Origin of the sequence: Neoroseomonas oryzicola (assembly GCF_012163135.1) — a bacterium.
GTDB classification, from domain to species: Bacteria; Pseudomonadota; Alphaproteobacteria; order Acetobacterales; family Acetobacteraceae; genus Neoroseomonas; species Neoroseomonas oryzicola.
The window spans coordinates 67,718-92,459 of the sequence record NZ_JAAVUP010000005.1 but is presented as its reverse complement, the minus strand read 5'-3'; the positions used below and the strand labels follow the sequence as shown (position 1 = coordinate 92,459).

The following is a 24,742-nucleotide window of genomic DNA, read 5'->3' as shown; positions in this document are numbered from 1 at the left end:
ACATGTCCCGCGTCGCAGTTCTCGGTGCCGGTACGATGGGCCATGCCCTCGCGCTGGTCTTCGCCCTTGGCGGGCATTCGGTGCGTCTGACCGACAGCAGTCCCGCGACGCTCGCCAAGGCGCAGGGGCTGATGGAGAAGGCGCTCGCGACGCTCGCCGCGGCGGGCGAGGCGCCCGAAGGCTGGACTTCCGCCCATCTCGCCCAGGCGGTGACGCGGCACGAAAGCCTCGCCGATTGCGTCGAGGGCGCGGAACTGATCGTCGAGGCGATCGTCGAGAACCCAGACGCCAAGCGCACCCTCTACGCGCAACTCGACGCGGTGGCGCCGAAGGATGCGATCATCGCCTCCAACACCTCCTACCTCGACATCTTCCCGCTGATGCCGGCAGCGCGGCAGAGGCGCACGCTGATCGCCCACTGGTACACGCCGCCCTACCTGGTGGACCTGGTGGACATCGTCGGCGGGCCGGAAACCGATCCCGCCTGCATCGAGACGGTGCGCGCCATGTGCGCCGCCATGGGCAAGCAGCCCATCGTCATGCGGAAATTCGTCCCCGGCTACATCGCCAACCGCCTGCAATCGGCGATCGGGCTCGAGGTGCAGCAACTGCTCGACGACGGCGTGGCGACGCCCGAGGAGATCGATGCCGCCATCATCCACGGCATCGCGCTGCGGCTGCCGATCCTGGGCGTGCTCGCCAAGGCTGACTTCACCGGCCTGCCGATGATGCAGCACGCGCTGCGCAACAAGATGTACACGCCGCCCGAGGTGCGCGGGCACAGCGAGAGCCTCGACAAGCTGGTCGCCGCCGGGACGACCGGCGTCATGTCCGGCGCGGGCTTCTACGACTGGGGCGGCAAGGACCCCGCGACATTGTTCGAGGAGCGCGACCGCCGCCTGCTGGCGCTGCGCAAGGCGCTCCGCGACATCGGCACCATGGCAGGACTGGAGCGCGACGCATGACCGCCCGCTACGACCTCAAGGGCAAGACGGCGCTCGTCACAGGCGGTGCCTCGGGCATCGGCCTCGCGACGGTCGAGATGCTGGCCGCCAATGGCTGCAAGGTGGCGATCAACCACCTCGCGGACGATGCGCGCGGTGCGGAGCAGGTGGCGCGGCTCAAGGCCGCGGGCCTGGACGTGATCGCGGCGCCGGGCGATGTCGGCTGCGCGCAGGACGGGCCGCGGATGGTGGAACAGGCGGTGCGCGACCTCGGCCGCCTCGACTACCTGGTGAACAATGCCGGCACGCCCGGCACGCGCAGCATCATCCGCCCGCAGGAACTCGATCGCCTGACCGACGAGCTGTGGGACACCGTGCTGAAGGTCAACCTCCTCGGCGTCTTCCGCTGCACCAAGGCCGCGGCGCCGGCGCTGAAGGCGGCGCGCGGCGCGGTGGTGAGCGTCGCGTCGATCGCCGGCCTCGACAGCCCGGGATCCTCGATGGCCTATGGCGCGACCAAGGCCGGGGTGATCAACCTGACCAAGAACCTCGCGCGGTCGCTGGCACCGGAGGTGCGCGTCAACGCCATCGCACCTGGCGCGGTCGATTCCACCTGGATGGTGGAATGGACCGAGGAGCGCCGCCAGGCCAGCGCCGACAAGGCCCTGCTCAAGCGCCGCTGCCAGCCCGAGGACCTCGCGGAGGTGATGGTCTTCCTGCTGGCCGGCGCCGCGATGGTCACCGGCCAGACGGTCGTGGTCGATGGCGGGCTGACGCTCGAGAGCCGGTGATCAGGCGGGCTTCGCCGCCAGGCTGCCGAGGGCGCCCGCCATCATCGCGAGCGCCGCAAGACCCTTGAGGTGGTCCGCATCGCCGAGCGGCACGCGCAGCAGCGCGCCCGTCTGGCTGCGCAGATGCAGTTCCGCGCCCTGGTTGGACTGCAGCAGCGCGACGGAATCGACGCGCTCGGGCTGACGGGGGACATAAGCCAGGTCGGTCATTTTCGGCCTCTCCGACACCAAAGCCGCGATTTGCGGCCCCCCAACAAAAGCGTGGGTGGTGTTGCGATCCGGTTAAGGCCCGGCTTGCCGCGATGGATTTCGCGCCGCAGCATGGGCCGGAATCCGAAGGGGCCTCGTCATGGCGCGTATCGATACCCAGCAGTTCCTCAAGGACCTGAACGACCTCCGCAAGATCGGGGCCTACAAGACCGGCGTGCACCGGCCGACCTATTCGCCGCAGGACATGGAAAGCCGCCACTGGCTGGTGGAGAAGCTCGCCGCCTGCGGGCTCGAGGCCTCGATCGACGGCATCGGCAATGTCTATGGTCGCCACAAGGGGCCGGGCCCGCACCTGCTGGTCGGCAGCCATATCGAGAGCCAGAACCAGGCCGGCTGGCTGGACGGCGCGCTCGGCGTCGTCGCGGGCGTGGCGCTGGCGCGCGCCGGCCTGCCGGTCGATGTCTGCGCCTTCGCTGACGAGGAAGGCCATTTCGAGGGCGGCTTCCTCGGCTCCCGCTCCATCATCGGCGAGTTGTCCGAGGAGGAGATCGACCGTTCCCGCAGCCGCAACGACGGCCAGCCGCTGCGCGAGGCGCTCGCCGCCGCGGGCCTCGCCGGCAAGCCGCGCATGCAGCTCGAGCCCGGCCGCCACAAGGGCTTCTTCGAGATGCACATCGAGCAGGGGACGAACCTGGAATCTCAGGGCCTGCGCGTCGGCGTCGTCACCGGCATCGTCGCCATCTGGCAATGGCTGATCCGCTTCGAGGGCCAGCAGGACCACGCCGGCGGCACCACCATGGCCGAGCGCAAGGATGCCGGTCTTTCGGCCGTCCGCCTTCTCTCGGCCATCGACCAGGAATTCCCCCGCGTCTGCGGCGAGCGTTCGACCTGGACGACGGGGCGCATCGTGCTCGAACCCGGTGCACCGTCGATCATTCCCGGCTCGGCCGAGGTGCTGTTCCAATTCCGCGACGTGGCCGTCCCGGTGCTGGAGCGGATGGAGCAGACGCTCCGCCGCCTGGTGCAGGAGAGCAACCGGCGCGAGAAGTGCCCGGCGACGCTGACGCAGAAGTCGCGCGCCACGCCGGCGATCTGCGACCCGGCGATGATGGCCGCGCTCGAGGCCGCGGCGCAGGACCTCGCGCCGGGGGCGTGGACGCGCATGCCTTCGGGCGCCGGCCACGACGCGCAGTACATCGCCAAGCGCATGCCGGCGGCGATGCTGTTCACGCCCTCGATCGGCGGCATCAGCCACCATTGGGCGGAGGACACGAAGGAGGAGGACCTGGCGCTGTGCTGCGAGGTCCTGGGCAGCGCGGCGGAGAGGTTCCTCTCCGCCTGAGCCGCCTCACCCTTCCGCCGGGCCGCCGCCGAGCCCGACTGCCTTGCCGAGGGCGGCGGGCATCAGCCCGAGCCCCGGCGGCGGCAGGTCCAGCGCGAAGGCGACGCGGCGCGGGCAGACTTCGCTCGACAGCCGGGCGCGCAGGAAGCCGCGCAGCTCATCCGCGAGGTCCGGGCCCGGCACCGTGCCCTGGCGCGGCACGACGATGGCGGTGGACTCCGGACCGAAGGGCAGCCCGCCCGGCCCGATGACCGTCGCCCGCGCCACCGCCGGATGCGCGAGGAGGAAGGTCTCCACCTCGGCATGGCGAGATGCGGCGACGGGCAGGGGGACGGTCGATACGCATCCCTCGGTGTCGACGAAGCCGGTCTCGCCGGTCAGCACCCAGGGGCTGCCGTGGTCCGAGGCGGGCGGCACCTCCGCACCCTTCCAGTAGCCCACGAACAGGCCGGGATCCGGGCGGCGCAGGGCGATCTCGCCGCAGCGGCCGGCGGGTACCTCGTGGCCCTCGGCGTCGAGGATCGCGACGGTCCGCCCCGGCGCCGCGCCGCCCAGCCGCCCGGCGCGCGCCGGCGCAAGACGCGAGGAGGTGCAGAGCAGGATGCCGAATTCTGGCCGCGACAGGCAGTCGTTGAGCGGCGCGCCGAAGGCCGCGCCCGCCCAGTCGATGACATCCTGACCGAGCGCCCCGCCCCAGGTGGCGAGGCTGCGCAACCGCAGCCCGTCCGGCACGGCGTCGGCGCCGGCTTCCATCAGGCGCCGCAGCGTGGCGGGCGAGAACACGGCATTGCGCACGCCGTCGCGCGCCAGGGCCTCGAGGATGCGGGCCGGCTCGGTGGCCGGCACGGCGTGGGCGAGCACCGGCACGCCGAGGCTAAGCGCCGGCAGCACGGTATCGAGCCAGGTCGCCGCGGCGGCCCAGTCGCATTCCGTCCAGAGCAGATCGCCCTCGGCCGGCAGGCCTTCGTGCAGCAGCGCGAAGCCCGGGACCTGGGCGGCGAGCGCGCGATGCGCGTGCAGCACGCCGTGCGGCCGCCCGGCCTGGTCCGTGCCGTAGAGGATCAGCGCCGGATCCTCGGCCGAAACCGGTGCGCCGGGCGCGTCGGCCGCGGCGCGCTGGGCTTCGGTCCAGAGCGACAGGGCGTTGACCGCCGGCGCCCCGGCCGAGATCACGAAGCGCAGCGACGGCAGGCCGGGGACGATCCCCTCCATGTCGCTGAGCCCGCCATCGTCGGTGATCAGCGCGACCGCGCCGCAGTCCCGCAGACGATGGGCGAGGGCGGCATGGCGCAGCGCGTGGCCGAGCGGGACCGCGATCGCCCCGGCCCGCAACACCGCGAGCAGCGAGACCACCGCATCGGGGCCGGGCTTGAGCAGCGTCGCGACGCGGTCGCCGCGCTTCACGCCGTAGCCGCGCAGCACCTCGGCCAGGCGGGCCGAGGTGGAGCGGAGGGCGTCGAAGGTGACGCGCTCCTCGGAGCCATCGGCGCGACGGTGCAGCACGGCGAGGCGGCCGGAGCCGTCGGCCCACCTGTCGCAGCTGGCCTCGGCGATGCCGATGCCGCGGGAAAGGCCAGGAATGCCTTGGGGGTGCGCGTTCATGGCACGGCCCGGCGTGGGGGGCGCCGGGACGGCATGGACATCGCGCCGGGGGGTGCGCGCTTCATCCGTCCACCTGTCCTTGACGTCCGGCCGGATCGAGGGGGGCGATCCAGCCGGACGGTGCTGCTGCGAAGGGTGCATCGATGCTCGATCGATGCTGTTCACAAAAGATCAAATAAAATTCTCGTGCAAGAGAAACTGCGACTTGAGGATCGGCGATCAGCGATGTCATGCTCGCCCATAGTGCTGAAGCATCCTGACCGACGCGTTAAGGCCGCTCGACGCAAAGTATTAGATACTTGAGGTGGTGCTTACGATGCTGGACTCGCCCGGTTGGGCGGAGTCGATGGTGCCGACAACCATTGCAAGCACGCCAGCCGAATGCGGAAAAGATTAATGTATGATTTGCACGCTCCGCGTGCGTTTCGGCGCCGCCTGATCGCCCTGGGGTGTGGGTCGGTCACGCAATGGTGAGTCTTTGGTGCAACAGCTGGCGCGAAATTCGCGTCACCGGCGCAATCCGCTCACGGGACAGTGTGCAAGGCGCGACTCGATGCGCATCCTCCTCTCTCGCGGGGGCGGGCCGGCAGGGGGATGCCGGGTCGTCCTTCGGACATTGGATGGTGGGGGACACCGATGAACCACGTCGCCGATCGCAGCCTCCGGTGGGGCGCGCCGTTCGAGCCATCGGACCGGGGCGCCGATCCGCTCCGCAACGCGGCCGCCGCGGTCGAACTGAACCTTGCCCTGGCGCATGAACAGGGGCGGACCGACCAGGTGCGGCTGCTGCACGCCGTGCTCGCGCTGCTGGCCGACCCGCCGCGCAACTGACGTCCGGCCGGGGCGCGATGCCCCGGCCGGACTGCGCCTTCCGACGACCCTGCCGGGCATGACCGGGCGGGGCGCCTTGCTGCGTCCTGGCCTCGCGTCTACCAACGCGGCAAGCAGAACGGCATCGGAGGAAGCGTGCTCGATCTCACAGGCAAGGTCGCCATCGTCACCGGCGCCGGCTCGGTCGGTCCGGGCTGGGGCAATGGCAAGGCGACGGCGGTGCTCTTCGCGCGCCAGGGCGCCGCGGTCTTCTGCATCGACAACAACCCCGAGGCGGTCGCCGAGACGGTCGGCATCATCGAGAAGGAAGGCGGCCGCGCCGTCGCGCATGTCGCGGACGTGACGGAATCCGGTTCTGTGAAGGCCGCCGTCGAGGCCGCGATCACCGCCTTCGGGCGCCTCGACATCCTGGTGAACAACGTGGGCGGTTCGGCCCCCGGCAGCGCCGAGACGATGTCCGAGGAGGTCTGGGACCGCCAGTTCGACATCAACCTCCGCAGCGCCTTCCTCGGCTGCAAGCACGCGCTGCCCTACCTGCGGGAACGCGAGACGGCGGCGATCGTGAACATCGCCTCCATCGCCGCGCTGCGCATGAGCGGCGACCGCCCGCACATCGCCTATTCGGCGTCGAAGATGGGCGTGATCGGCCTGACCAGGTCGGTCGCGATGGACCAGGCGCGCAAGGGCGTGCGCTGCAACGTCGTCATCCCCGGCCTGATGCACACCCCGCTGGTCGAGAACCGCCTGCTGCGCCAGCTCGGCGCGAACGACGCCGCGACGCTCATCGCCAAGCGCGACGCGCAGGTGCCGACCGGCAAGATGGGGACCGGCTGGGACGTGGCGCACGCCGTGCTGTTCCTCGCCTCGGACGAGGCGCGCTACATCACCGGCACCGAGATCGTCGTCGATGGCGGCATGTCCGCCATGATGCCGGGCGCAGGCGCATGAGCGCGCGCTTCCCCGAACTTCCGGCCGAGGCGCTGGACGAGGCGCAGCGCGCCGTCGTCGCCGCCATGACCGCGGGTCCGCGCGGTGGGGTGATCGGCCCCTTCACGGTGCTGCTGCGCGCGCCCGCCGTGGCGGACGCGGTGCAGCGGCTCGGCGCGGGGCTGCGCTTCTCCGGCCTGCTGGATGATCGGCTGCGGGAGATCGCGATCCTCACCGTTTCACGCCGGTGGCAGGCGCAGTTCGAATGGTTCGCGCATCACCCCATCGCGGTGAAGGCCGGCGTCGATCCCGCGCCGCTCGAACGGCTGCGCCAGGGCGAGGATCCGCGATTCGCCGATGCGACCGAGCAGCTGGTCTGGCGCCTGTCGAACACGGTGCTCGACCGCGGTCGCCTCGACGACGCCGACTTCGCCGCCGGCCGCGACGCGCTGGGCGAGGCGCGCTTCGTCGAGCTGCTGACCGTGCTCGGCTACTACACGCTGCTGTCCTTCATCCTGAATGTCGGGGAGGTGCCGGTGCCCGCGCCGAAGCCCTTCCCCGACGCCACCTGAACAACAACCGGGAAACGCCAGGAATGACCATCACGACATCGCGCCGGGCCGCGCTCGGCGCCGGGCTCGCTACCCTTGCCGCGCCGCGCCTCGGCTGGACACAGGGGAGCCTCGCGGGGCGGACGATCACCCTCGTCGTGCCCTCGCCGGCGGGTGGCGGCACGGACTTCTCCGCCCGTCTCGTCGCGGACTCCTTCGGCCGCGCCCTCGGCGCCACCATGGTGGTCGAGAACCGGCCGGGCGGGAACGACGTGGTCGGGCTGCAATCGGTGCTCCGCGCGACCCCGGACGGCACCACGCTGCTGTGCGGCTACTGCGCGACCATGACCGCGCGCCCGGCCATCGGCGGCATCGGGGACATCGTGCCGACGCGCGACTTCCAGGCGGTGGGCCAGATCACCGACACGCCCCAGCTGTTCGTCACGCATCCGACGGTGCCGGCGAACACGCTGCAGGAGTTCATCGCGCTGGCGAAGCAGAAGCCGGGGGAGATGAACTACGCCTCCGCCGGCAACGGCTCGATGCACCACATGGGGACGGAATACCTCAAGCACCGCGCCGGCATCGACCTGGTGCACGTGCCCTATCGCGGCACGGGGGAGACCATCCGCGACCTGATCGCGGGGCGCATCCAGTTCTACATGAACTCGCCGCCGCCGCTGACGCCGCTGGTGCGCGACGGCAAGCTGCGCGCGCTGTGCGTGTCGTCGAACGAGCGGCATCCTGGCATGCCCGACATTCCCTCCGCCGCCGAGCAGGGCATGCCGGACCTCAACCTCAATGTCTGGTTCTCGGTCTTCGCGCCGCGCGGCGTGCCGGCGCCGATGGTGGCCATGATGTCGGAGAAGCTGCGGGAGGTCCTGGCCGACCAGGCGCTGCGCGACCGCGCCTTCCAGGCCGGCGCACTCGTCGCGCCGAGCACCGCCGAGGCGCTCGCCGACCGCGTCGCGCGGGAGACCGAGAACTGGCGGCGGATCGCCCAGCAGGCGAACATCACCGCGGGGTGACGGGCGTCCGGCGGCGCCAGTGTCCAGTGACCTGCTAATCCGCTCCGTTCGCCGGACATCCGGCGAACTTCACGGGCGGGACGCTAGCGGCTGGCGCCGTCGAAGCGCTGGATCTCCAGCGTATCGAGATCAACGGCCGGCAAACAGCGCAGGTTGATCGCGACCGAGGGCGTGCCATCCGGTGCGGCGGCGAAGGCGAAGGGTTCCACGCCGCAGGTTGTGCAGAACTGGTGCTCGATCTTGTGGGTGTTGAAGAGGTAGGCCTTCAGCGCCTCCTGCCCGCGAAGCGTCAGGCTGCTGCGCGGCGCGAAGGTCAGCAACAGCCCCTTCCTGCGGCAGATCGAGCAGTTGCAGGACAGCGCCTGGGTCGGCGCGTCGCCCTCCACGGAAAAGGTGACCGCGCCGCAATGGCAGCTTCCGTCATAGGCCATGTCGCGTCCTCCGCTGGTGTCAGCCGTTGCGCAGCCTGGCGGTCACCGACAGCGGCAGCTCCGCCTGGCCGCTGCCGAAGCTCGTGAGGTCCTTCGGCAGGCTCGCCCGCCGCGGCGCCAGGGGGAAAGAGTAGAGCCGCTCGCTGCCGATCAGGAAGGCCCGGCCGCCGCGGGGAAACAGCGTGGCGATCGCGGGGTCGCCGGCATCGAGTCCGCCGGTATAGGCGCCGAAGGCCGGCATCAGCACGCGCCTTCCGTCGCTCACGAAGCAGGGCCGGGCCACGCCGCCGGCGCGCGTCGGCGCGGTCGCGCGCGGATGCAGGTGGCCCGCGATTTCCCCCGTCGCGCGCGGCTGCGGTATGTGGCGGAAGACCAGCGGGCCGTCGCGCAGTTCCTCCACCGCGGCGCCGGGCAACCCGGCGGGAGGCGTCGGGTCGTGGTTGCCGGCGACCCAGGTGACCTCGATGCCTGCGAAGGCCGCGAGCAGCGCCGTCCGGTCGGGCTCGGCCATGCGGGCGGACCCTTCGGCGTCGTGGAAGGAATCCCCCAGGAAGACGATGTGGCGCGGGCCGTAGCGGCGCAGCAGCGGCAGCAGCCGTGCGATCGTCTCCCGCGTGTCGTAGGGCGGCAGCAGCCGGCCGCGCGTGGCGAGGGCGCTGCCCTTCTCGAAATGCAGGTCGGCGACGCAGAGCAGCCGCCGCGCCGGCCAGTGCAGCACGCCGGCGGGGTCGAGCATGAGCCGCTCCCCGGCGATGTGGATGGGGGCCGCGATCATCGGCCGCTCACCATCTTGGGCGTGCTGCGGATGTAGCGGCCGCCCCGCCGCCGGTCGCGCGACTTGGCCCGCGCGACCGAGGTGCCGCGGACCGGGACGGATTCCGTGACCTCGGCCAGCGTCTCGGCAAAATGCTCGGCGCCGTCGGTCGCATCCTCGACGAGGGCTGCCGCCTCGGCGAGCAGCGCATCCTCCGCGCCGCCGGCGACCCATTCGCGGCCTTCCTCGATCAGCGCCGGGACGGCCAGGGGCGAGACCTGCTTCAGGGCGCGATGCCGGATGCGCCCCTGCACGCGGGCGAGCAACGTCGCGATGCGGGCAATGTCGGTCAGGCCCTGCGCCGCCTCGGCGCGCGTGGCGCGCAGCAGGATGTGGTCGGGCTGGTGGCGGCGGAGCACGTCGTAGATCAGGTCCGAATTCATCGTCATCTGGCGGCCGGATTTCTCGGCTCCCGGGTGGGTCTTCTCGATCAGGCCGGCAATCGTCGCGATGTTGCGGAAGGTCCGCCGCAGCATGGAGGACTCGGCCAGCCATTCCTCCATCTCGTCGCCCAGGATGTCCTCGGTGAACAGGGCGGCGACGTCCTTCGGCTCGAAGGCGGACCAGATGGCGAGCACGTAGTCGGTCCCGACATAGCCGAGCGGGCCCATGCCGAGGCGTTCCATCCGCTTCGTCACCAGCATTCCCAACGTCTGGTGCGCGAGCTTGCCCTCGAAGGTGTAGGCAACGAGGAACCACTTGCCGCCGCGCGGGAAGGTCTCGACCAGTAGCCCGTCGCGCGGGGGGAGTTCGGACTTCAGCCGCTGCAGGCGCAGCCATTCCTTCACCGGCTCGGGCAGGTGCTTCCAGCGCCGCGGGTCGTGCAGGATCGCCCGCACGCGGGAGGCCAGGTAGGTCGTCAACGGCATCCGGCTGCCGCCATAGACCGGCACGCGCGGCTCGCCCTCGCCGCCGCGGGAGACGATGATCGCGGCCGGATCCAGCCTTTCGTAGCGCAGCACCTGCCCGCCGAAGAGGAAGCAGTCGCCGGGCTCGAGGGTGGAGACGAAATACTCCTCCACCTCGCCCAGCACGCCGCCGCCGCGCAGGCGGACCTTGAGCAGCGGCTGCTCCACGATGGTGCCGAGGTTCATCCGCAGTTGCCGCGCCGCCGCCTGGCCGCGGATGTGCAGGAAGCCTTCCGCGTCGCGGAACAGGCGGCGGAATCGGTCATAGGCGGCAAGCGCGTAGCCGCCATCCTCGACGAAGCCGACCACGTCGTCGAAATCGCGCCGCGTCAGCGCGGCATAGGGGCCGGCGCGGGTGACCTCGGCGTAGAGATCGTCGGAGCGAAAGGGCGCGGAACAGGCCATGGCCAGCACGTGCTGCGCCAGCACGTCGAGCCCGCCGGGCCGCGGCGGCTCGCCGTCGAGGTCGCCGGCCTCCACCGCCTCGGTCGCCGCGACGCATTCCACCACCTCGAAGCGGTTGGCGGGAACCAGCACGGCGCGGGAGGGTTCGTCCATGCGGTGATTGGCGCGACCGACACGCTGCAGCAGGCGGGACACGCCCTTGGGCGCGCCCACCTGGATCACCTGGTCGACGTCGCCCCAGTCGATGCCGAGGTCGAGCGAGGCGGTTGCCACCACGCCGCGCAGCCGGCCTTCGGCCATCGCGGCCTCGACCTTCCGGCGCAGGCCGATCTCGAGGCTGCCGTGATGCATGGCGATGGGCAGCGCGGCTTCGTTCAGCCGCCACAGCGCGGCGAAGATCAGTTCCGCCTGGGCGCGGGTGTTGACGAAGACGATGGTGACGCGGGCGGCCTCGATGCGCCGGTAGATCTCCGGCGCCGAGGCGAGGCCCATATGCCCGCCCCAGGGCAGGCGGCCTTCGGGCAGTTGCAGGTCGAAGACCGGCGCCGCCCCGCCCTTGGTCTGGATCAGGCGGACATCGTCGGCCTTGGCAGTGGGGGAGATCCAGGCGCGCAGCAGGTCGGGATGCGCGACGGTCGCCGACAGCCCGACCCGCCGCGCCGCGGGCGCGAGCATCCCCAGGCGCGACATGCACAGCGCCAACTGGTCCCCGCGCTTGGTGCCGGCCAGCGCATGCGCCTCGTCCACCACGATCGCCGACAGGCCCGCGAACATCTCCGGAGCGTCGGGGAGGGAGAGCAGCAGGGTCAGGCTCTCGGGCGTGGTCAGCAGCAGGTTGGGCGGGCGTTCGCGCTGGCGCTGGCGGCGGTTCACCGGGGTGTCGCCGGTGCGGGTCTCGATCGTGATGGGCAGGCCCATCTCGGCCGCCGGTGCGGTCAGGTTGCGCGCGATGTCGACCGCCAGCGCCTTGAGCGGGGAGATGTAGAGCGTGTGCAGCCCATCCCGCGGCGTGCCCGCGAGGTCGACGAGGGAGGGCAGGAACCCGGCCAGCGTCTTGCCGCCGCCGGTCGGCGCGAGCAGCAGCACGTGCTCGCCCCGTGCCGCGGCGTCCAGCAACGCAAGCTGGTGGGGCCGCGGCGTCCAGCCGCGCCCGGCGAACCAGCCGGCAAACGGTTCCGGTAATGTTCTCATTCGCCGGCACTATGGCGATCATTCATCGGCCGCGAAAGCCGTTTGCGCTGCAACAAACCGCCGAGCGGAACGGAGGCGCAAGGAAGCCGCACATCCATCGAGGATGGGAGATCCGACCGATGCGCAAATCCGATTTCGACCTGACCGATCCGGTGGTGGTCGTGAGGCTCATGTGCGGCCTGTTCTATGCGCCGCACATCCTCTTCAAGCTCGGCAACATGGCGGGGTCCGCGGCCTTCTTCGGCCGGGTGCTGCCCTATGGGGAGGTGATGCTCTACCTCGCCATCGCCGCCGAAACCGCCTGCCTCGTCGGCCTGACCCTGAACGTCATGGTGAAGTGGCTCGGCTTCGTCTCGGCCGGGATCATGGCGATCGCGGTCTATGCCACCGTCATGACCAAGGGCGCGGGCTGGCTGTGGAACCTGGGTGGCGTCGAGTACCTGGTGTTCTGGGGCGTGACCTCCGTGGCGTTGGCCGTAAATGCCTGGAAGCAGGAGAAGGCGCGGTTCGGCCGCTTCTTCCTGCTGGTTCCCGCCTGAGGGCTTGATCGCCGGGCTGGCCGGCGCACCTTTGGCGCCATGGCTGCCCCGCATCCCCAGGACTGGTTGCGCGTAACGCCCGCCGGGCTCTTCTGCGAGCCCGGCGGCTTCTTCATCGACCCGACCCGTGCTGTCGACCGCGCCGTGATCAGCCACGGCCATTCAGACCACGCCCGCCCGGGCCACGCCCATGTCCTCGCGACGCGCGAGACGCTTGCCATCATGACGGCACGCATGGGCGAGGGCCGGGCCGGGGCCACCCAGCAGGCGCTGCGCTGCGGGGACGCGCTGGACGTCAACGGCGTGCGGGTCTGGCTGCGGCCGGCGGGGCATGTGCTGGGGTCCGCGCAGGTCTGCATGGAATGGCGCGGGTCGCGGGCGGTGGTCTCGGGCGACTACAAGCGCCAGGCCGACCCGACCGCGACGGGCTTCGAGGTCGAGCCCTGCGACCTGTTCGTCACCGAGGCGACCTTCGCCCTGCCAGTGTTCCGCCATCCGCCGCCGGAGGCCGAGATGGCGCGGCTGCTGCGATCGGTCGCGCTGTTCCCGGAGCGCACGCATGTCGTCGGCTGTTATTCGCTCGGGAAATGCCAGCGGCTGATCGCCATGCTGCGCCAGGCCGGCTGGGACCGGCCGATCCACCTGCACGGGGCGCACCAGGCGCTGTGCCGGACCTATGAGGAGCTCGGCGTTCCGCTCGGCCCGCTGCGACCGGCGACGGTCGCGAAGAAGGACGAGCTGAAGGGCGCGATCGTGCTAGCGCCGCCGGGGGCAGTCGCGGATCGGTGGGCGCGGCGGCTCGCCGAACCGGTCGTCGCCGTGGCGTCCGGCTGGATGCGCGTGCGGCAGCGGGCGAAGCAGGGGGGCGTGGAACTGCCTCTTGTGATCTCCGACCACGCGGATTGGGACGAGCTGCTCGCGACCTGCACTGAGGTCCAGGCCCCCGAGGTCTGGGTGACGCATGGGCGGGAGGACGCGCTGATCCACGCCCTGGCGCAGCGCGGCATCAAGGGCCGTGCCCTGCATCTCGTCGGCCTTGGCGAGGAGGAGGAGGACATCCCCGCCGAGGAACCCGCGGCATGAGCCTGCCGGCCTTCGCCGAACTCCTGGAACGCCTGGTCTTCACGCCGGGGCGCAACGCGAAGCTGGCGCTGCTGCGGCAATGGTTCGCGGACCAGCCGGACCCGGAACGCGGCATCGGCCTCGCGGCGCTGACCGAGGAGCTGACCTTCTCCGCCGCCAAGCCCGCGATGATCCGCGAGATCGTCGCCGCGCGGACCGATCCCGAGCTGTGGCGGATGTCCTACGACTATGTCGGCGACCTGGCGGAGACCGTCGCGCTCATCTGGCGGCCGCGCGCCGGCGTGAACGCGCCCCCGCCGCTGCTCTCGGAAGTGGTGGAGGCGCTCGAGACCACGCCCAAGGCCGAGATCCCGGCAGTGCTCGCCGGCTGGCTCGACACGCTCGATGCCGGCGCGCGGCTCGCGCTGATCAAGCTGGTGACGGGCGGGCTGCGCGTCGGCGTCTCGGCGCGGCTCGCGCGCGTCGCGTTGGCCGAATGGTCGGGCGTCGCCGTCGAGGAAATCGAGGAGGTCTGGCACGGCGTCGCACCGCCCTATGCGTCGTTGTTCCAATGGCTGTCGGGCCAGGCGCCGCGGCCCGACCCGCGCGAGGCACCGGTCTTCCGCCCGCTGATGCTGGCCCATCCGCTCGAGGAGACGGACATCGCCGCCTTGCGTGCCGAGGACTGGCGCGCCGAGTGGAAGTGGGACGGCATCCGCGTGCAGCTCACCGCCGGGCCGGGCGGGCGCAAACTCTTCTCGCGCGGCGGGGAGGACATCTCGGCGGCCTTCCCGGAGATCCTCGCAGCGATGGAGTTCCACGCCGTGCTGGACGGCGAGTTGCTGGTGATGCGCGGGGAGGAGGTCGCGCCCTTCGCCGACCTGCAGCAGCGGCTGAACCGCAAGAGCGTGACGGCGCGGATGCTGAAGGAGCATCCGGCGGCGGTGCGGCTCTACGACATCCTGATCGACGGGGAGGAGGATCTGCGCCCGCTGCCCTTCGACGCGCGTCGCGCGCGGCTCGAGGCCTGGCACGGGCGGGTGGCGCCGGCGCGGATGGATGTCTCGCCGCTGGTCGCCTTCGACAGCCTCGATGCGCTGGCGCGGCTGCGGGACGGGGCGCGGGCGGCTTCGATCGAGGGGCTGATGCTCAAGCGCGGCGATGCGCCCTATGTGGCGGGCCGCGTGAAGGGGCTGTGGTGGAAGTGGAAGCGCGATCCGCTCACCGTCGATGCCGTGCTGATGTATGCGCAGCGCGGGCATGGGAAGCGGTCCTCCTTCTATTCCGACTACACCTTCGGCGTGTGGCGGGAGGACGGGGAACTGGTGCCGATCGGCAAGGCCTATTCCGGCTATACGGACGAGGAACTGGCCTGGCTGGATCGCTGGATCCGCAACAACACGATCAACCGCTTCGGCCCGGTGCGGGAGGTGGATCGGGGCATCGTCTTCGAGGTCGCCTTCGACGCCGCGCAATTGTCGTCGCGGCACAAATCCGGCGTGGCGCTGCGCTTCCCGCGCATCGCGCGGATTCGCCGCGACAAGCCGGTCGAGGAGGCGGATCGCCTGGAGACCGTCCTCGCCCTGGTCGAGAACCACCCCCGGTGATGGTTTCCAAAGGCCTTTCGGCCTTTGGCGGGGTGGTGCGGAGGGGCGGCGCCCCTCCGCCTTCCGTTACCCTTCGAGACGCCGCGTGACGCGTCTGCTCGTTACGCTCGATTGCATGGTGCCCCTTCGTCTCCTCGCCGTGCTGTCGGTGCTGCTGGCTGCAGTCGCCGCGCGAGCCGAGACCATCACGCTCCGCGCCGGGGCCGAGGCGCGCAGCGTCGAAGTCCTCGCACCGCGCGCCGACCGCCCGCTGCCACTGCTGATCCTGCTGCATGGCCGGTTCGGGACGGGCGCGCAGATCCTGCGCGAAGCGGGCATCCGTCCGGGCGGGTTCATCGTCGCCGCGCCGGACGGGCACCGGCGGTCCTGGGCCTCGGGGCGGGGCATGACGCCGGCGGATCGCGACGGGGTGGACGACGTCGCCTTCCTGCGGTCGCTGGTGGCGACGATGGCTTCGCGCCACGGTGCGGATCCGGCGCGCGTGTTCGTCGCGGGCATGTCGAATGGCGGCTTCATGGCGGCGCGGCTGGCCTGCGAGGCGCACGACCTCGTCGCCGGCATCGCGATCGTCGGCGCGACGACGGGGGAGGGGCTGTCGCGGCAGTGCCGTCCTGGGCGGCCGCTCTCGGTCCTGCTGATCCATGGCACGGAGGACCGCCTGGTCGGCGCCGATGGCACCGCGCCGCGCGCGGTGGGGCGCATCATGGGCGCGACCGAGGCCGCGCGGTTCTGGGCCGCACGGGAAGGTTGCGCCGGCGCCGGCACGCCGCGCCCGCTGCCGCATCCCGGCCCGGCCGACGGCACCAGCGCCTGGCGCACCGACTACGCGCCCTGCCGCCCCGGCGCGCGCGTCGCCTTCATCGAGGTGCGCGGCGGCGGCCATGCCTGGCCGGGCAGCACGTCCCGCCTGCCGGAACGCATCGTCGGCCCGCCGACGCAGGCCGTCCATGCGAGCACGGAGATCCTCGCCTTCTTCGGCTTGGCCCCGAATTGACCGGCCCGGCGGCGCGTGGTGCGCTCGGCCGGCCAACGAAACACCGGGGAACGCCCATGCCGCTCGCGCCCAACCTTGCCCGCCGCCGCCTCGAGAAGGGGGAACTCGCCCTCGGCTTCGGTGTGCATCACCTCCGCACGCCCGCCGTCGGCATGATCGCCGCGGTCTCGGGCTTCGACTGGCTGTTCATCGACATGGAACACGGCGCGATGAGCGTCGATGACGCCACGCGCATGTGCATGGCCGCGCTGAGCCAGGGCGTCACGCCGATCGTGCGCTGCTGCAAGGACGCGCTGTTCGAGGGCACGCGCTGCCTCGACAACGGCGCCATGGGCGTGGTGGTGCCGCATATCGACACCAAGGAGGAAGCCGAGGCCGTCGCGCGCGCCTTCCGCTACCCGCCGGTCGGTGAACGTTCCTGGGGCGGCCCGCCGGCGCAGTACGGCTTCGTGGTGGCCGACACCGCCGCGGCGCAGCGCGAACTGAACGACGAGATCCTGATCACGGTGATGATCGAGACGCCGCAGGCCGTCGAGAACGCCGCGGCCATCGCCGCCGTGCCGGGCATCGACGCGCTGATGATCGGGACCTCGGACCTCACGGCCTCGATGGGCATCGCGGGGCAGATCGGCCATCCGGACGTGCGCGCGGCCTATGCCAAGGTCGCCGCGGCCTGCAAGGCGGTGGGCAAGCACATGGGCATGGGCGGCGTCTACGACGAGAAGGTGGCACCGGACTACATCGCGCTCGGCGCACGCTTCCTGCTGAGCGGGTCGGACCACGCCTTCCTGATGGCCGGGGGCGGGGCGCGGGCGAAGTTCCTGCGCGGCTTGCAGAAGTAGCGGCCGGGGAGGGGCGGGCCGCCGCCCCTCCATACTAGATTTTGCGAATTAATCGCATTTGAACTTGCGAGCGGATCGCAACTGGCATATGCCCCGTTCCATACCAGGACGAGGTTCCCGATGTTCCGTCGCCATCTGCTCGCGCTCGCTGCCGTCGCCGTGCCCGCCCTCGCGCAGGCGCAGCAACAGCAGCCGGAGATCAACGTCTACACGGCGCGGCACTACGACACCGACGCCCAGCTCTATGAGGCGTTCACCCGCGCGACGGGCATCCGCGTCCGCACCATCCAGGCCGATGCCGACCAGCTGGTGGCGCGCATCCGCGCCGAGGGCGCGAACAGCCCCGCCGATGTCTTCATCACCGTGGACGCGACGCGCCTCGCCCGTGCGGAGCAGGCCGGCGTCCTGCAGCGCTACAACAGCCAGGTGATCGACCAGCGCGTGCCGGCCGGGCTGCGGGATCCGAACGGCGAATGGTTCGCCATCACGATGCGCGGCCGCGTCATCATGTACGACAAGCAGGCGGGTCGCCCGGAAGGGCTGAACCGCTACGAGGACCTCGCCGATCCACGCTTCCGCGGGCAGATCTGCGTCCGCGCCTCGAACCACCCCTACAACATCGCGCTGGCGACCAGCATGCTCGCCGCGGATGGCGAGGCGGCGACCGAGGCCTGGGCGCGCGGCGTCGCGGCGAACCTCGCGCGCCCGCCGCAGGGCGGGGACCGCGACCAGTTCCGCGCGCTGCCCTCGGGCCAGTGCCGCATCGCGATCTCGAACACCTACTACCTCGGCCATGTCGGCAAGTCCGAGCGGCCGGAGGACCAGGCGCTGTTCGCGCGGATCGGCGTGATCTTCCCGAACCAGGCGGCGGGCGACCGCGGCACGCATGTGAACGTCTCCGGCGCCGGGCTGGTGAAGACCTCCCCCCACCCCGAGGCCGCGCGCCGCTTCCTGGAATTCCTGGTGTCCGACCAGGCGCAGGAGATCCTGGCCCAGGGCAACATGGAATATCCGGCGGTGCCGGGCGCGCCGATGCACCCGCTGCTGCGGTCCATGGGCGAGTTCCGGGCCGAGGGCATCGAGCCGCTGCGCGATCCGGCGCGCGCCGCCCAGGCGCTGCAGATCATGCAGCGGTCCGGCTGGCGCTGAGGCCCCGCCCGTGGTCGTCTGCCACTGCAACCGGCTGACCGACGCGCAGATCGCCGCGGCCATCGCCGCCGGGGCGAGCCGCCCGGCCGAGGTCTACGAAGGCTGCGGCTGCGGCGCCCAGTGCGGCTGCTGCTGCAAGACCATCGTCGAGCTGCTGCGCAGCGCGCCCGCGACCGCCGCGCGCTCCTGATCGTTAGTTGACTTCGCCCCGCGCGCCCCGGGAACGTGGCGCGCGGGGCGTCGTCGTGCGTTCCGGCTACCGGATGGAGAAGACGCCATGCTGCGCGACCCTAAAGTCGTCGAGCACCTGAACACCCAGCTCACCAACGAGCTCACCGCAATCAATCAGTACTTCCTGCATGCGCGGATGCTGCGCCATTGGGGTGTGACGAAGCTCGGCAAGCACGAATACGAGGAATCGATCGAGGAGATGAAGCATGCGGATGCGCTGATCGAGCGCATCCTCTTCCTCGGCGGGCATCCGAACGTGCAACGGCTGAACCCGGTCCTGATCGGCCAGTCGGTGCTCGAGGTCCTGCAATGCGACCAGAAGCTCGAGGAGAAGGCCATCGCCGACCTGCGCGAGGCGATCGCCTATTGCGAGTCCGTGCGCGACTTCGTCTCCCGCGACCTGTTCGCCGAGATCCTGCGCGACGAGGAGAAGCACGCCGACTTCGTCGACACCCAGTTCGACCTGATCCAGCGCATCGGGATCGAACGCTACACGATGCTCAATTCGGCCGCCGCGCCGGAACAGGAGCACTGATCGGCGGGCGCGCGCCTCAGTCGGGCGCGCGCATCGCCCGGGTCAGCGCGATCACGGGCAGCAGCCCCACCAGCACGATCAGCAGGGAGGCGGTGGAGGCCTCCGCCAGGCGTTCGTCCGACGCCAGGTTGTAGATCCGCACCGCGAGGGTATCGAAGTCGAAGGGCCGGACGATGAGCGTCGCCGGCAATTCCTTCATGGTGTCGACGAAGACCAGCACCGCGGCGGTGATCAGCGCGCCGCGGGCGAGCGGCAGTTCGACCTCCCGGACCGCCTGGCCGGGCGTGCGGCCGAGGACGCGGGCAGCGGCGAAGAAGGAGGGCTTCAGCCGCGCCAGCCCGGATTCGACCGCCGACAGCGCCACGGCGAGGAACCGCACCAGATAGGCGAAGACCAGCGCCGCCATGGTCCCGGACAGCAGCAGCCCGGTCGACACGCCGAACCGCGCCCGCATCCAGGCATCGAGCGCATTGTCGAACAGCCCGAAGGGCACCAGCGTCCCGACCGCGATGACCGAACCGGGCAGCGCATAGCCGAGTGCGGCCACCCGGTTCGCCGCCCGCCGCAGCGGGGAGGGATGCATCCGCGCCGCCCAGGCCATGGCGGCCGCAAGCAGCACCGCGATTGCCGCCGTCACACCCGACAGCGTCAGGGAATTGATCGCGAAGGGCAGGAAGCGTTCCGCCGCCAGCGGGTCGCCGGTGGTCGCGGCCAGCCAGGCCAGCGCCCCCGCCGGCACCCCGAAGCCGAGCAGCACCGGCATGCCGCAGGCCACGATCGCCGCCGCTTCCTTCCACCCGCGCAGCGGGACCGGGCGCAGCGGCGGATGACGGGTCGTGGTGGGGTGGAAGCGGCGCCCGCCGCGCGAGATGCGCTCGATCCCCAGCAGCAGGAAGACACAGCCGAGCAGCGCAACGGAGAGCTGCGCCGCCGCCCCGCGGTCGTCCATGCCGAACCAGGCCTCGTAGATGCCGGTGGTGAAGGTGCGCACGCCGAAATGCTGCACGGTGCCGAAATCGGCGAGCGTCTCCATCAGTGCCAGCGCGATGCCGGCCGCGAGCGCGGGCCGCGCCAGCGGCAGCGCGACATGGAGGAAGGTGCGCGGCAGCCCGTGCCCGAGGGTGCGGGAGGCCTCGAGCAGGCAGACGCTCTGCTGCAGGAAGGCCGCGCGGCAGAGCAGGTAGACGTAAGGGTAGAGCACCATGGCGAGCATCAGCGCCGCGCCGGGGAGCGAGCGGATCTCGGGCACCCAGTACTGCCCGTAGCGCAGCCCGGTCAGGCTGCGGAACGCCTCCTGCGCCGGTCCCGCCACGTCGAACAGCCACGTGTAGACATAGCCGCAGAGATAGGCCGGCATGGCCATGGGCAGCAGCAGCGCGACCTCGAGCATCCGGCGCCCGCGGAATTCGCAGGTCGAGACGATCCAGGCCGAGATCGCCCCCGCCGATCCGGCCATCAGCGCGACCAGCAGCGCGAGCAGCGCCGAGTTGCGCAGCATCTCCGGCAGGGTGGTGGTCGCGATATGGACGAAGCTGGCGCCGGGCACCGTCGCCGCGGTCAGGATCACGGCGACGAGGGGCGCCGTGATGGCGGCCGCGATCAGCAGCGAACCCCAGGCCCAGGCGGGGGCCCGGCGGCGCTGTGGGGCGGGGGGCGCCACGGTTGCGGCGTCCAGGGTGACGTTGCGAGCCATTCTCAGCGGCGCGATAGCACGCCCCGCCGGTGGGCGGGAGGGTGCCTCAGCGCGCCGGCAGCGGCGGCACCGTCACGCCCCCCTGGAACCCCTGGATCGTCCAGTCATAGGCCTGGCCCCCGACGCGGATCGACCCGACCCGGGCGGAGCCCATGTCGAGGATGACGGTCATGGTCGCCGTCCACATGCCCAGCAGCAGGAAGGTCAGCAGGCGCAGCGGCCTCTGTCGCAGCCCCAGCTGGAAGCCGAGGGCCGACATGGACACCATCGACATGCCGATCAGCAGCCAGAAGAGCTGCGGGGGGAAGGTCAGCGCGAAGGCGAAGCGTTCCGCGGTCGCGAGGTCGAAGGTCGTGTTCAGCGCATTCATCAGCGAGGACACCAGCGGATCATGCCGCTCGCGCACCAGCGCCGTCATGTGCCCCCAGATCTCGGATTGCAGGGCGTTGCTGCGCCGGGTCGTCGCATCGAGCTGCGGGGACAGCCGGTCCGCCATCACGAAATCCCGCCGTGCGGCGGCATAGGGTTCGAGCAGCCGGGCGATCTCGGTCGCCCTGGGATGCCCGATCGCCTGCGCCTGCAGCCAGGCGGTGCCGATCGCGTTCGCCTCGGCCAGCGTGCCTTCTCGCCGTTCCTGGAACCGGGCGCTGGAGAAGGAGAGGGTCAGCGCCAGCACGAAGGCGAGCAGGCCGAGCATGCCGCCGACCACGACCGAGACGCCCTCGCCGGGGTTTTCCTTCCGGGCGGCGATGCGGTGGCCGAAATGGTACCCGACCTCCTTCGCGATCCACTGGACCAGGAGCAGCAGGCCCGCGAAGGCGAAGACGCTGTAGGCGGCGATTTCGACGATCGCGACCGAGACCATGCGGCGGAGCCTCCCCTGGATCCTGCCCGGACGATAGGCGGCGGCCGGCGGTCGCGTCCACGGGCCGGGCTGCTGGCGAAGGGGGCCGGGCTCGCCTAGAAATGGCCCATGCAGACGAATTTCTCGCCCGCGCAGCTTGCCGATCCGGATACCGCCGAGAGCAACCGCATCCTGCGGACCTGCGTCCATTGCGGGATGTGCACGGCGACCTGCCCGACCTTCCTGCTGCTGGGCGACGAGCTCGATTCCCCGCGCGGGCGCATTTACCTGATCAAGGACATGCTCGAAGGCGGCAAGCCCGCGACCGAGCAGGTGGTCCGCCATGTCGACCGCTGCCTGTCCTGCCTGTCCTGCATGACGACCTGCCCTTCGGGCGTGAACTACATGCACCTGGTCGACCATGCGCGGGCCTATATCGACCGGACCTACGAACGCCCGCGCGCCGAACGGATGCTGCGCCGGCTGCTCTCCTTCCTGCTGCCGCACCCGGCGCGGTTCCGCCTGGCGCTGCTCGGCGCCTGGTTCGCGCGGCCCTTTGCCGGGCTGGTGCCGGGTGCCTCGCCGACGGCGCAGCGGCTGCGGGCGATGCTGCGCATGGCGCCGGCCTCGGTGCCCTCGCCATCGGATGTGGAACGCCCGCGCGTGCATCCGGCGATCGGTCCGCGGCGCGGGCGCGTCGGCATCCTGATGGGCTGCGCGCAGCAGGTGCTCGCCCCCTCGATCAACGAGGCGACGATCCGCCTGTTGACCCGCATGGGCATCGAGGTGGTGGTGACGAAGGACCAGGGCTGCTGTGGCGCGCTGGACCACCACATGGGCCACCACGATCCGGCGATGCGCTTCGCCCGCGCCAACATCGCCGCCTGGTCGCGCGAGATCGAGGGCGAGGGGCTCGACGCCATCGTCATCAACGCCTCGGGCTGCGGGACGACGGTGAAGGACTACGGCTTCATGTTCCGCGGCGAGCCGGAGGCGGCGCAGGCCGCGAAGGTCGCCGGCCTTGCCGCCGACATCAGCGAGGTGCTGACCCGCTTCGGCTACGCGCCGACGCGCGAAGCGCCGGGCCTGACGGTCGCCTACCACGCCGCCTGTTCGCTGCAGCACGGCCAGAAGATCACCGCCGAGCCCAAGGCGCTGCTCAAGGCCGCGGGCTTCGCCGTGAAGGAACCGGCGGAAAGCCACATCTGCTGCGGTTCGGCCGGGACCTACAACCTGCTGCAGCCCGAGATCGCGGGGCGGCTCAAGGCGCGCAAGCAGGACAACATCGCGCGGACCGGGGCGGTGCTGATCGCCTCGGGCAATATCGGCTGCCTGACGCAGCTCGGCGACGGGGCGCTGCCGGCTGTGCACACCGTCGAACTGCTGGACTGGATGGCGGGTGGGCCGGAACCGGCGGCCGTGGCGCGCGCCCGCGCGGCGGCGTGATCACGCGGCACTTGCCCCGCCGCCCCCGCCGGGGGGACCATGGCGCCATGCGCGCCGTCCTTGTCCTCCTGGTCCTGCTGACCGCTCCCGGCCTCGCGCTGGCGCAGCAGCGACCGGCCGCCGGCCGCGGGGCGGACGCCGCACGCCCCGACCTCGACACGCTGTTCGAGGCGCTGAAGGCCGCCCCCGACGAGGCCTCGGCCGCCATGGTCGAGTCCCGCATCCGCGCCGCCTGGGTCGCGCAGGCCTCGCCCGCCGCGGTCCTGCTGCTGCGCCGGGGCGCGCGCAACCTGGCCGCGCGCACCAATGACGAGGCGCTCGAGGATTTCGACGCCGCCATCATCCTCTCCCCGACCTCGGCCGAGGCCTGGCACCAGCGCGCCCAGGCCTATGCGGCGCTGGGCGACGCTACGGCTGCCGCGCGCGACCTGCAGGAGGCGCTGCGCCTCGAGCCCCGGCATTTCGGTGCGCTGATGACCCTGTCGATCCTGCAGGAGGAGCGCGGCGACGCCCGTGCGGCGCTGCGCAGCCTGGAAGCCGCGATGGCGCTCTACCCTCGCCTGCCGGGCGGCGATCAGCGCCTGCGCGAACTGCGCCGCAAGGCCGAGGGCGACGCCACCTGAGTGCTCCGGCGCAACGGGCGGATGGCTGCCCGGCGCCCCATATGGGAGGAGGAGCGATGCCCGACGCCCTTCCGCCCGCCGATCCCGACGCCGCCCGCTGGGCCGCCGTCCTTGCCCGCGACCCGAAGCCGGGCTGCGGGCCGTTCCTCTACGCGGTCACGACGCAGGGGGTGTTCTGCCGGCCTGGCTGCCCCTCCCGCCCGCCGTTGCGACGGAACACCCGGTTCTTTGCCGATGTCGGCACCGCCGAGGCTGCCGGGTTCCGGGCCTGCAAGCGCTGCGACCCCAAGGGCGAGCGCGCCGGCATCCATGCCGCGGCGATCCGCGCGGCCTGCGACCTGATCGAGCAGAGCGAGACGATCCCGTCATTGGCGACGCTCGCCGATCGCGCGGGCTATGCGCGGCACCATTTCCTGCGGCTGTTCCGCGAGATCGTCGGCGTCACCCCGCGTTCCTACGCCGAGAGCGTGAGGGCGCGCCGGCTGTCGGCGGCGCTCGCCTCGGGCGCGCGGGTCGCGGATGCGGTCGCGGAGGCCGGCTTCGGCAGCGAGAGCCGCGTCTACGAGGACACGACGCGCACCCTTGGGATGACGCCGGGTGCCGCGCGGCGCGGTGGGGCGGGCGAGTTGATCCGCGTCGCACTCGCCGACAGCGCCCTCGGTCCGCTGATGGTGGGCGCGACCGACAAGGGCGTCTGCTTCATCGGCTTCGGGGAGGACGAGGCCGGCCTGCGCGGCGACGTCATGCAGCGCTTCCCCAAGGCGCGGGTCGTCGATGCGCCCGAGGACCTCGCGGACATCATCCGCAGCGTCGTCGCCTTCGTCGCCGAGCCGCGGGCGGCGCTGGACCTGCCGCTCGACCTGCGCGGCACGGCATTCCAGAAACGGGTGTGGGACGCGCTGCGGGCGATCCCGCTGGGCGAGACCCGGACCTATTCCGGCCTCGCCGCCGAGATCGGCGAGCCGCGGGCGACGCGCGCCGTCGCGCGGGCCTGCGCGCAGAACAAGGTGTCGCTCGCCGTGCCCTGCCATCGCGTGGTGGGCAAGGATGGCGACCTGACCGGCTATCGCTGGGGGGTGGAGCGCAAGCGCGTGCTGCTCGCGGGCGAGAAGGCGGGCCGCGCGCGGGGTTGAGCCCGCAGCCGTGGCGTGCTGCGCTGCAATATCGCGGCCGCGAAGACTGGCCGCCCGCAGCGCCCGGAG

26 protein-coding genes are annotated in these 24,742 nt (G+C 71.6%); 18 read left to right on the top strand and 8 right to left on the bottom strand.

Features of this window, described 5'->3' with window-relative positions; genetic code table 11:
* Positions 1-2 precede the first annotated feature (2 nt).
* Together GWK15_RS17665 and GWK15_RS17660 are read left to right on the top strand one after the other, a co-directional pair.
* Positions 3-965, top strand: coding sequence for a 3-hydroxyacyl-CoA dehydrogenase family protein (locus GWK15_RS17665; protein ID WP_168042687.1), 963 nt, complete (start codon positions 3-5; stop codon positions 963-965).
* A complete protein-coding gene (locus tag GWK15_RS17660) occupies positions 962-1,735 on the top strand; it encodes an SDR family NAD(P)-dependent oxidoreductase (RefSeq protein ID WP_168042686.1) in 774 nt (257 codons plus the stop codon). Before GWK15_RS17665 ends, GWK15_RS17660 begins: the two co-directional genes overlap by 4 nt.
* Here GWK15_RS17660 and GWK15_RS17655 read toward each other — a convergent pair whose 3' ends face one another.
* Complete coding sequence (locus GWK15_RS17655) at positions 1,736-1,945, bottom strand: hypothetical protein (protein ID WP_168042685.1); 210 nt, start codon at positions 1,943-1,945, stop codon at positions 1,736-1,738.
* A 139-nt stretch (positions 1,946-2,084) separates the two neighbouring features.
* Between GWK15_RS17655 and GWK15_RS17650 the strand changes: the two genes are divergently transcribed.
* Positions 2,085-3,287 carry a Zn-dependent hydrolase gene (locus GWK15_RS17650; protein ID WP_168042684.1) on the top strand — a complete coding sequence of 401 codons (1,203 nt, stop codon included), beginning with the start codon at positions 2,085-2,087 and terminating at the stop codon, positions 3,285-3,287.
* Positions 3,288-3,293: 6 nt separating this feature from the next.
* Here GWK15_RS17650 and GWK15_RS17645 read toward each other — a convergent pair whose 3' ends face one another.
* Complete coding sequence (locus tag GWK15_RS17645; protein ID WP_168042683.1) at positions 3,294-4,889, bottom strand: AMP-binding protein; 1,596 nt, start codon at positions 4,887-4,889, stop codon at positions 3,294-3,296.
* A 61-nt stretch (positions 4,890-4,950) separates the two neighbouring features.
* A complete protein-coding gene (locus tag GWK15_RS17640) occupies positions 4,951-5,121 on the bottom strand; it encodes a hypothetical protein (RefSeq protein WP_168042682.1) in 171 nt (56 codons plus the stop codon).
* Positions 5,122-5,525: 404 nt separating this feature from the next.
* Between GWK15_RS17640 and GWK15_RS17635 the strand changes: the two genes are divergently transcribed.
* The 4 genes from GWK15_RS17635 (at position 5,526) to GWK15_RS17620 (ending at position 8,226) form a co-directional block, all read left to right on the top strand.
* A complete protein-coding gene (locus GWK15_RS17635) occupies positions 5,526-5,720 on the top strand; it encodes a hypothetical protein (RefSeq protein ID WP_168042681.1) in 195 nt (64 codons plus the stop codon).
* A 135-nt stretch (positions 5,721-5,855) separates the two neighbouring features.
* Positions 5,856-6,668: an SDR family oxidoreductase gene (locus tag GWK15_RS17630; RefSeq protein ID WP_168042680.1), complete on the top strand. Its 813-nt coding sequence runs from the start codon at positions 5,856-5,858 to the stop codon at positions 6,666-6,668.
* Entirely contained in the window at positions 6,665-7,219 is a 555-nt protein-coding gene (locus GWK15_RS17625; protein ID WP_168042679.1) for a carboxymuconolactone decarboxylase family protein, read from the top strand. The genes GWK15_RS17630 and GWK15_RS17625 overlap by 4 nt, the downstream gene beginning before the upstream one ends.
* 23 nt (positions 7,220-7,242) lie before the next feature.
* Positions 7,243-8,226, top strand: coding sequence for a Bug family tripartite tricarboxylate transporter substrate binding protein (locus GWK15_RS17620; RefSeq protein WP_168042678.1), 984 nt, complete (start codon positions 7,243-7,245; stop codon positions 8,224-8,226).
* An 83-nt stretch (positions 8,227-8,309) separates the two neighbouring features.
* Here the strand turns inward: GWK15_RS17620 and GWK15_RS17615 are convergent, their stop codons facing one another.
* The 3 genes from GWK15_RS17615 to GWK15_RS17605 are packed head-to-tail and all read right to left on the bottom strand — an operon-like array spanning position 8,310 to position 11,975.
* Positions 8,310-8,657 (bottom strand): GFA family protein, encoded by a 348-nt coding sequence (locus GWK15_RS17615; RefSeq protein ID WP_168042677.1) that lies wholly within the window; start codon positions 8,655-8,657, stop codon positions 8,310-8,312.
* A 19-nt stretch (positions 8,658-8,676) separates the two neighbouring features.
* Positions 8,677-9,432, bottom strand: a complete 756-nt coding sequence (gene pdeM, locus GWK15_RS17610) for a ligase-associated DNA damage response endonuclease PdeM (RefSeq protein ID WP_168042676.1) — start codon at positions 9,430-9,432, stop codon at positions 8,677-8,679.
* A complete protein-coding gene (locus GWK15_RS17605) occupies positions 9,429-11,975 on the bottom strand; it encodes a ligase-associated DNA damage response DEXH box helicase (protein WP_168042675.1) in 2,547 nt (848 codons plus the stop codon). The genes pdeM and GWK15_RS17605 overlap by 4 nt, the downstream gene beginning before the upstream one ends.
* A 119-nt stretch (positions 11,976-12,094) precedes the next feature.
* On the opposite strand from GWK15_RS17605, the gene GWK15_RS17600 reads away from it, so the two are divergent.
* From GWK15_RS17600 to bfr, 8 genes are all read left to right on the top strand, one after another.
* Positions 12,095-12,514 carry a DoxX family protein gene (locus tag GWK15_RS17600; protein ID WP_168042674.1) on the top strand — a complete coding sequence of 140 codons (420 nt, stop codon included), beginning with the start codon at positions 12,095-12,097 and terminating at the stop codon, positions 12,512-12,514.
* A 39-nt stretch (positions 12,515-12,553) separates the two neighbouring features.
* Positions 12,554-13,597 (top strand): ligase-associated DNA damage response exonuclease, encoded by a 1,044-nt coding sequence (locus GWK15_RS17595; RefSeq protein ID WP_168042673.1) that lies wholly within the window; start codon positions 12,554-12,556, stop codon positions 13,595-13,597.
* Entirely contained in the window at positions 13,594-15,183 is a 1,590-nt protein-coding gene (locus GWK15_RS17590) for a cisplatin damage response ATP-dependent DNA ligase (protein ID WP_209442276.1), read from the top strand. The genes GWK15_RS17595 and GWK15_RS17590 overlap by 4 nt, the downstream gene beginning before the upstream one ends.
* 85 nt (positions 15,184-15,268) lie before the next feature.
* Complete coding sequence (locus tag GWK15_RS17585) at positions 15,269-16,177, top strand: PHB depolymerase family esterase (protein ID WP_168042672.1); 909 nt, start codon at positions 15,269-15,271, stop codon at positions 16,175-16,177.
* Between the two features lie 56 nt (positions 16,178-16,233).
* On the top strand, positions 16,234-17,019 hold the full coding sequence (locus tag GWK15_RS17580) for an HpcH/HpaI aldolase family protein (RefSeq protein ID WP_168042671.1): 786 nt from the start codon (positions 16,234-16,236) through the stop codon (positions 17,017-17,019).
* Positions 17,020-17,139: 120 nt separating this feature from the next.
* A complete protein-coding gene (locus GWK15_RS17575) occupies positions 17,140-18,168 on the top strand; it encodes a Fe(3+) ABC transporter substrate-binding protein (RefSeq protein ID WP_168042670.1) in 1,029 nt (342 codons plus the stop codon).
* Between the two features lie 10 nt (positions 18,169-18,178).
* On the top strand, positions 18,179-18,358 hold the full coding sequence (locus GWK15_RS17570) for a (2Fe-2S)-binding protein (protein WP_168042669.1): 180 nt from the start codon (positions 18,179-18,181) through the stop codon (positions 18,356-18,358).
* Between the two features lie 87 nt (positions 18,359-18,445).
* The gene (gene bfr, locus GWK15_RS17565; RefSeq protein WP_168042668.1) at positions 18,446-18,934 is read left to right on the top strand and encodes a bacterioferritin; all 489 of its coding nucleotides are present in this window, start codon (positions 18,446-18,448) and stop codon (positions 18,932-18,934) included.
* A gap of 16 nt (positions 18,935-18,950) precedes the next feature.
* On the opposite strand, the gene GWK15_RS17560 is transcribed toward bfr, so the two are convergent.
* Entirely contained in the window at positions 18,951-20,627 is a 1,677-nt protein-coding gene (locus tag GWK15_RS17560) for an ABC transporter permease (RefSeq protein ID WP_168042667.1), read from the bottom strand.
* Between the two features lie 46 nt (positions 20,628-20,673).
* Positions 20,674-21,492 (bottom strand): bestrophin-like domain, encoded by an 819-nt coding sequence (locus GWK15_RS17555; protein WP_168042666.1) that lies wholly within the window; start codon positions 21,490-21,492, stop codon positions 20,674-20,676.
* A gap of 108 nt (positions 21,493-21,600) precedes the next feature.
* Here GWK15_RS17555 and glcF point away from each other — a divergent pair, with 108 nt between their 5' ends.
* The 3 genes from glcF to ada are packed head-to-tail and all read left to right on the top strand — an operon-like array spanning position 21,601 to position 24,673.
* A complete protein-coding gene (gene glcF / locus GWK15_RS17550) occupies positions 21,601-22,917 on the top strand; it encodes a glycolate oxidase subunit GlcF (protein WP_168042665.1) in 1,317 nt (438 codons plus the stop codon).
* Between the two features lie 47 nt (positions 22,918-22,964).
* Entirely contained in the window at positions 22,965-23,540 is a 576-nt protein-coding gene (locus GWK15_RS17545; RefSeq protein WP_168042664.1) for a tetratricopeptide repeat protein, read from the top strand.
* A 56-nt stretch (positions 23,541-23,596) separates the two neighbouring features.
* A complete protein-coding gene (ada, locus tag GWK15_RS17540) occupies positions 23,597-24,673 on the top strand; it encodes a bifunctional DNA-binding transcriptional regulator/O6-methylguanine-DNA methyltransferase Ada (RefSeq protein WP_168042663.1) in 1,077 nt (358 codons plus the stop codon).
* Positions 24,674-24,742: the final 69 nt, after the last annotated feature.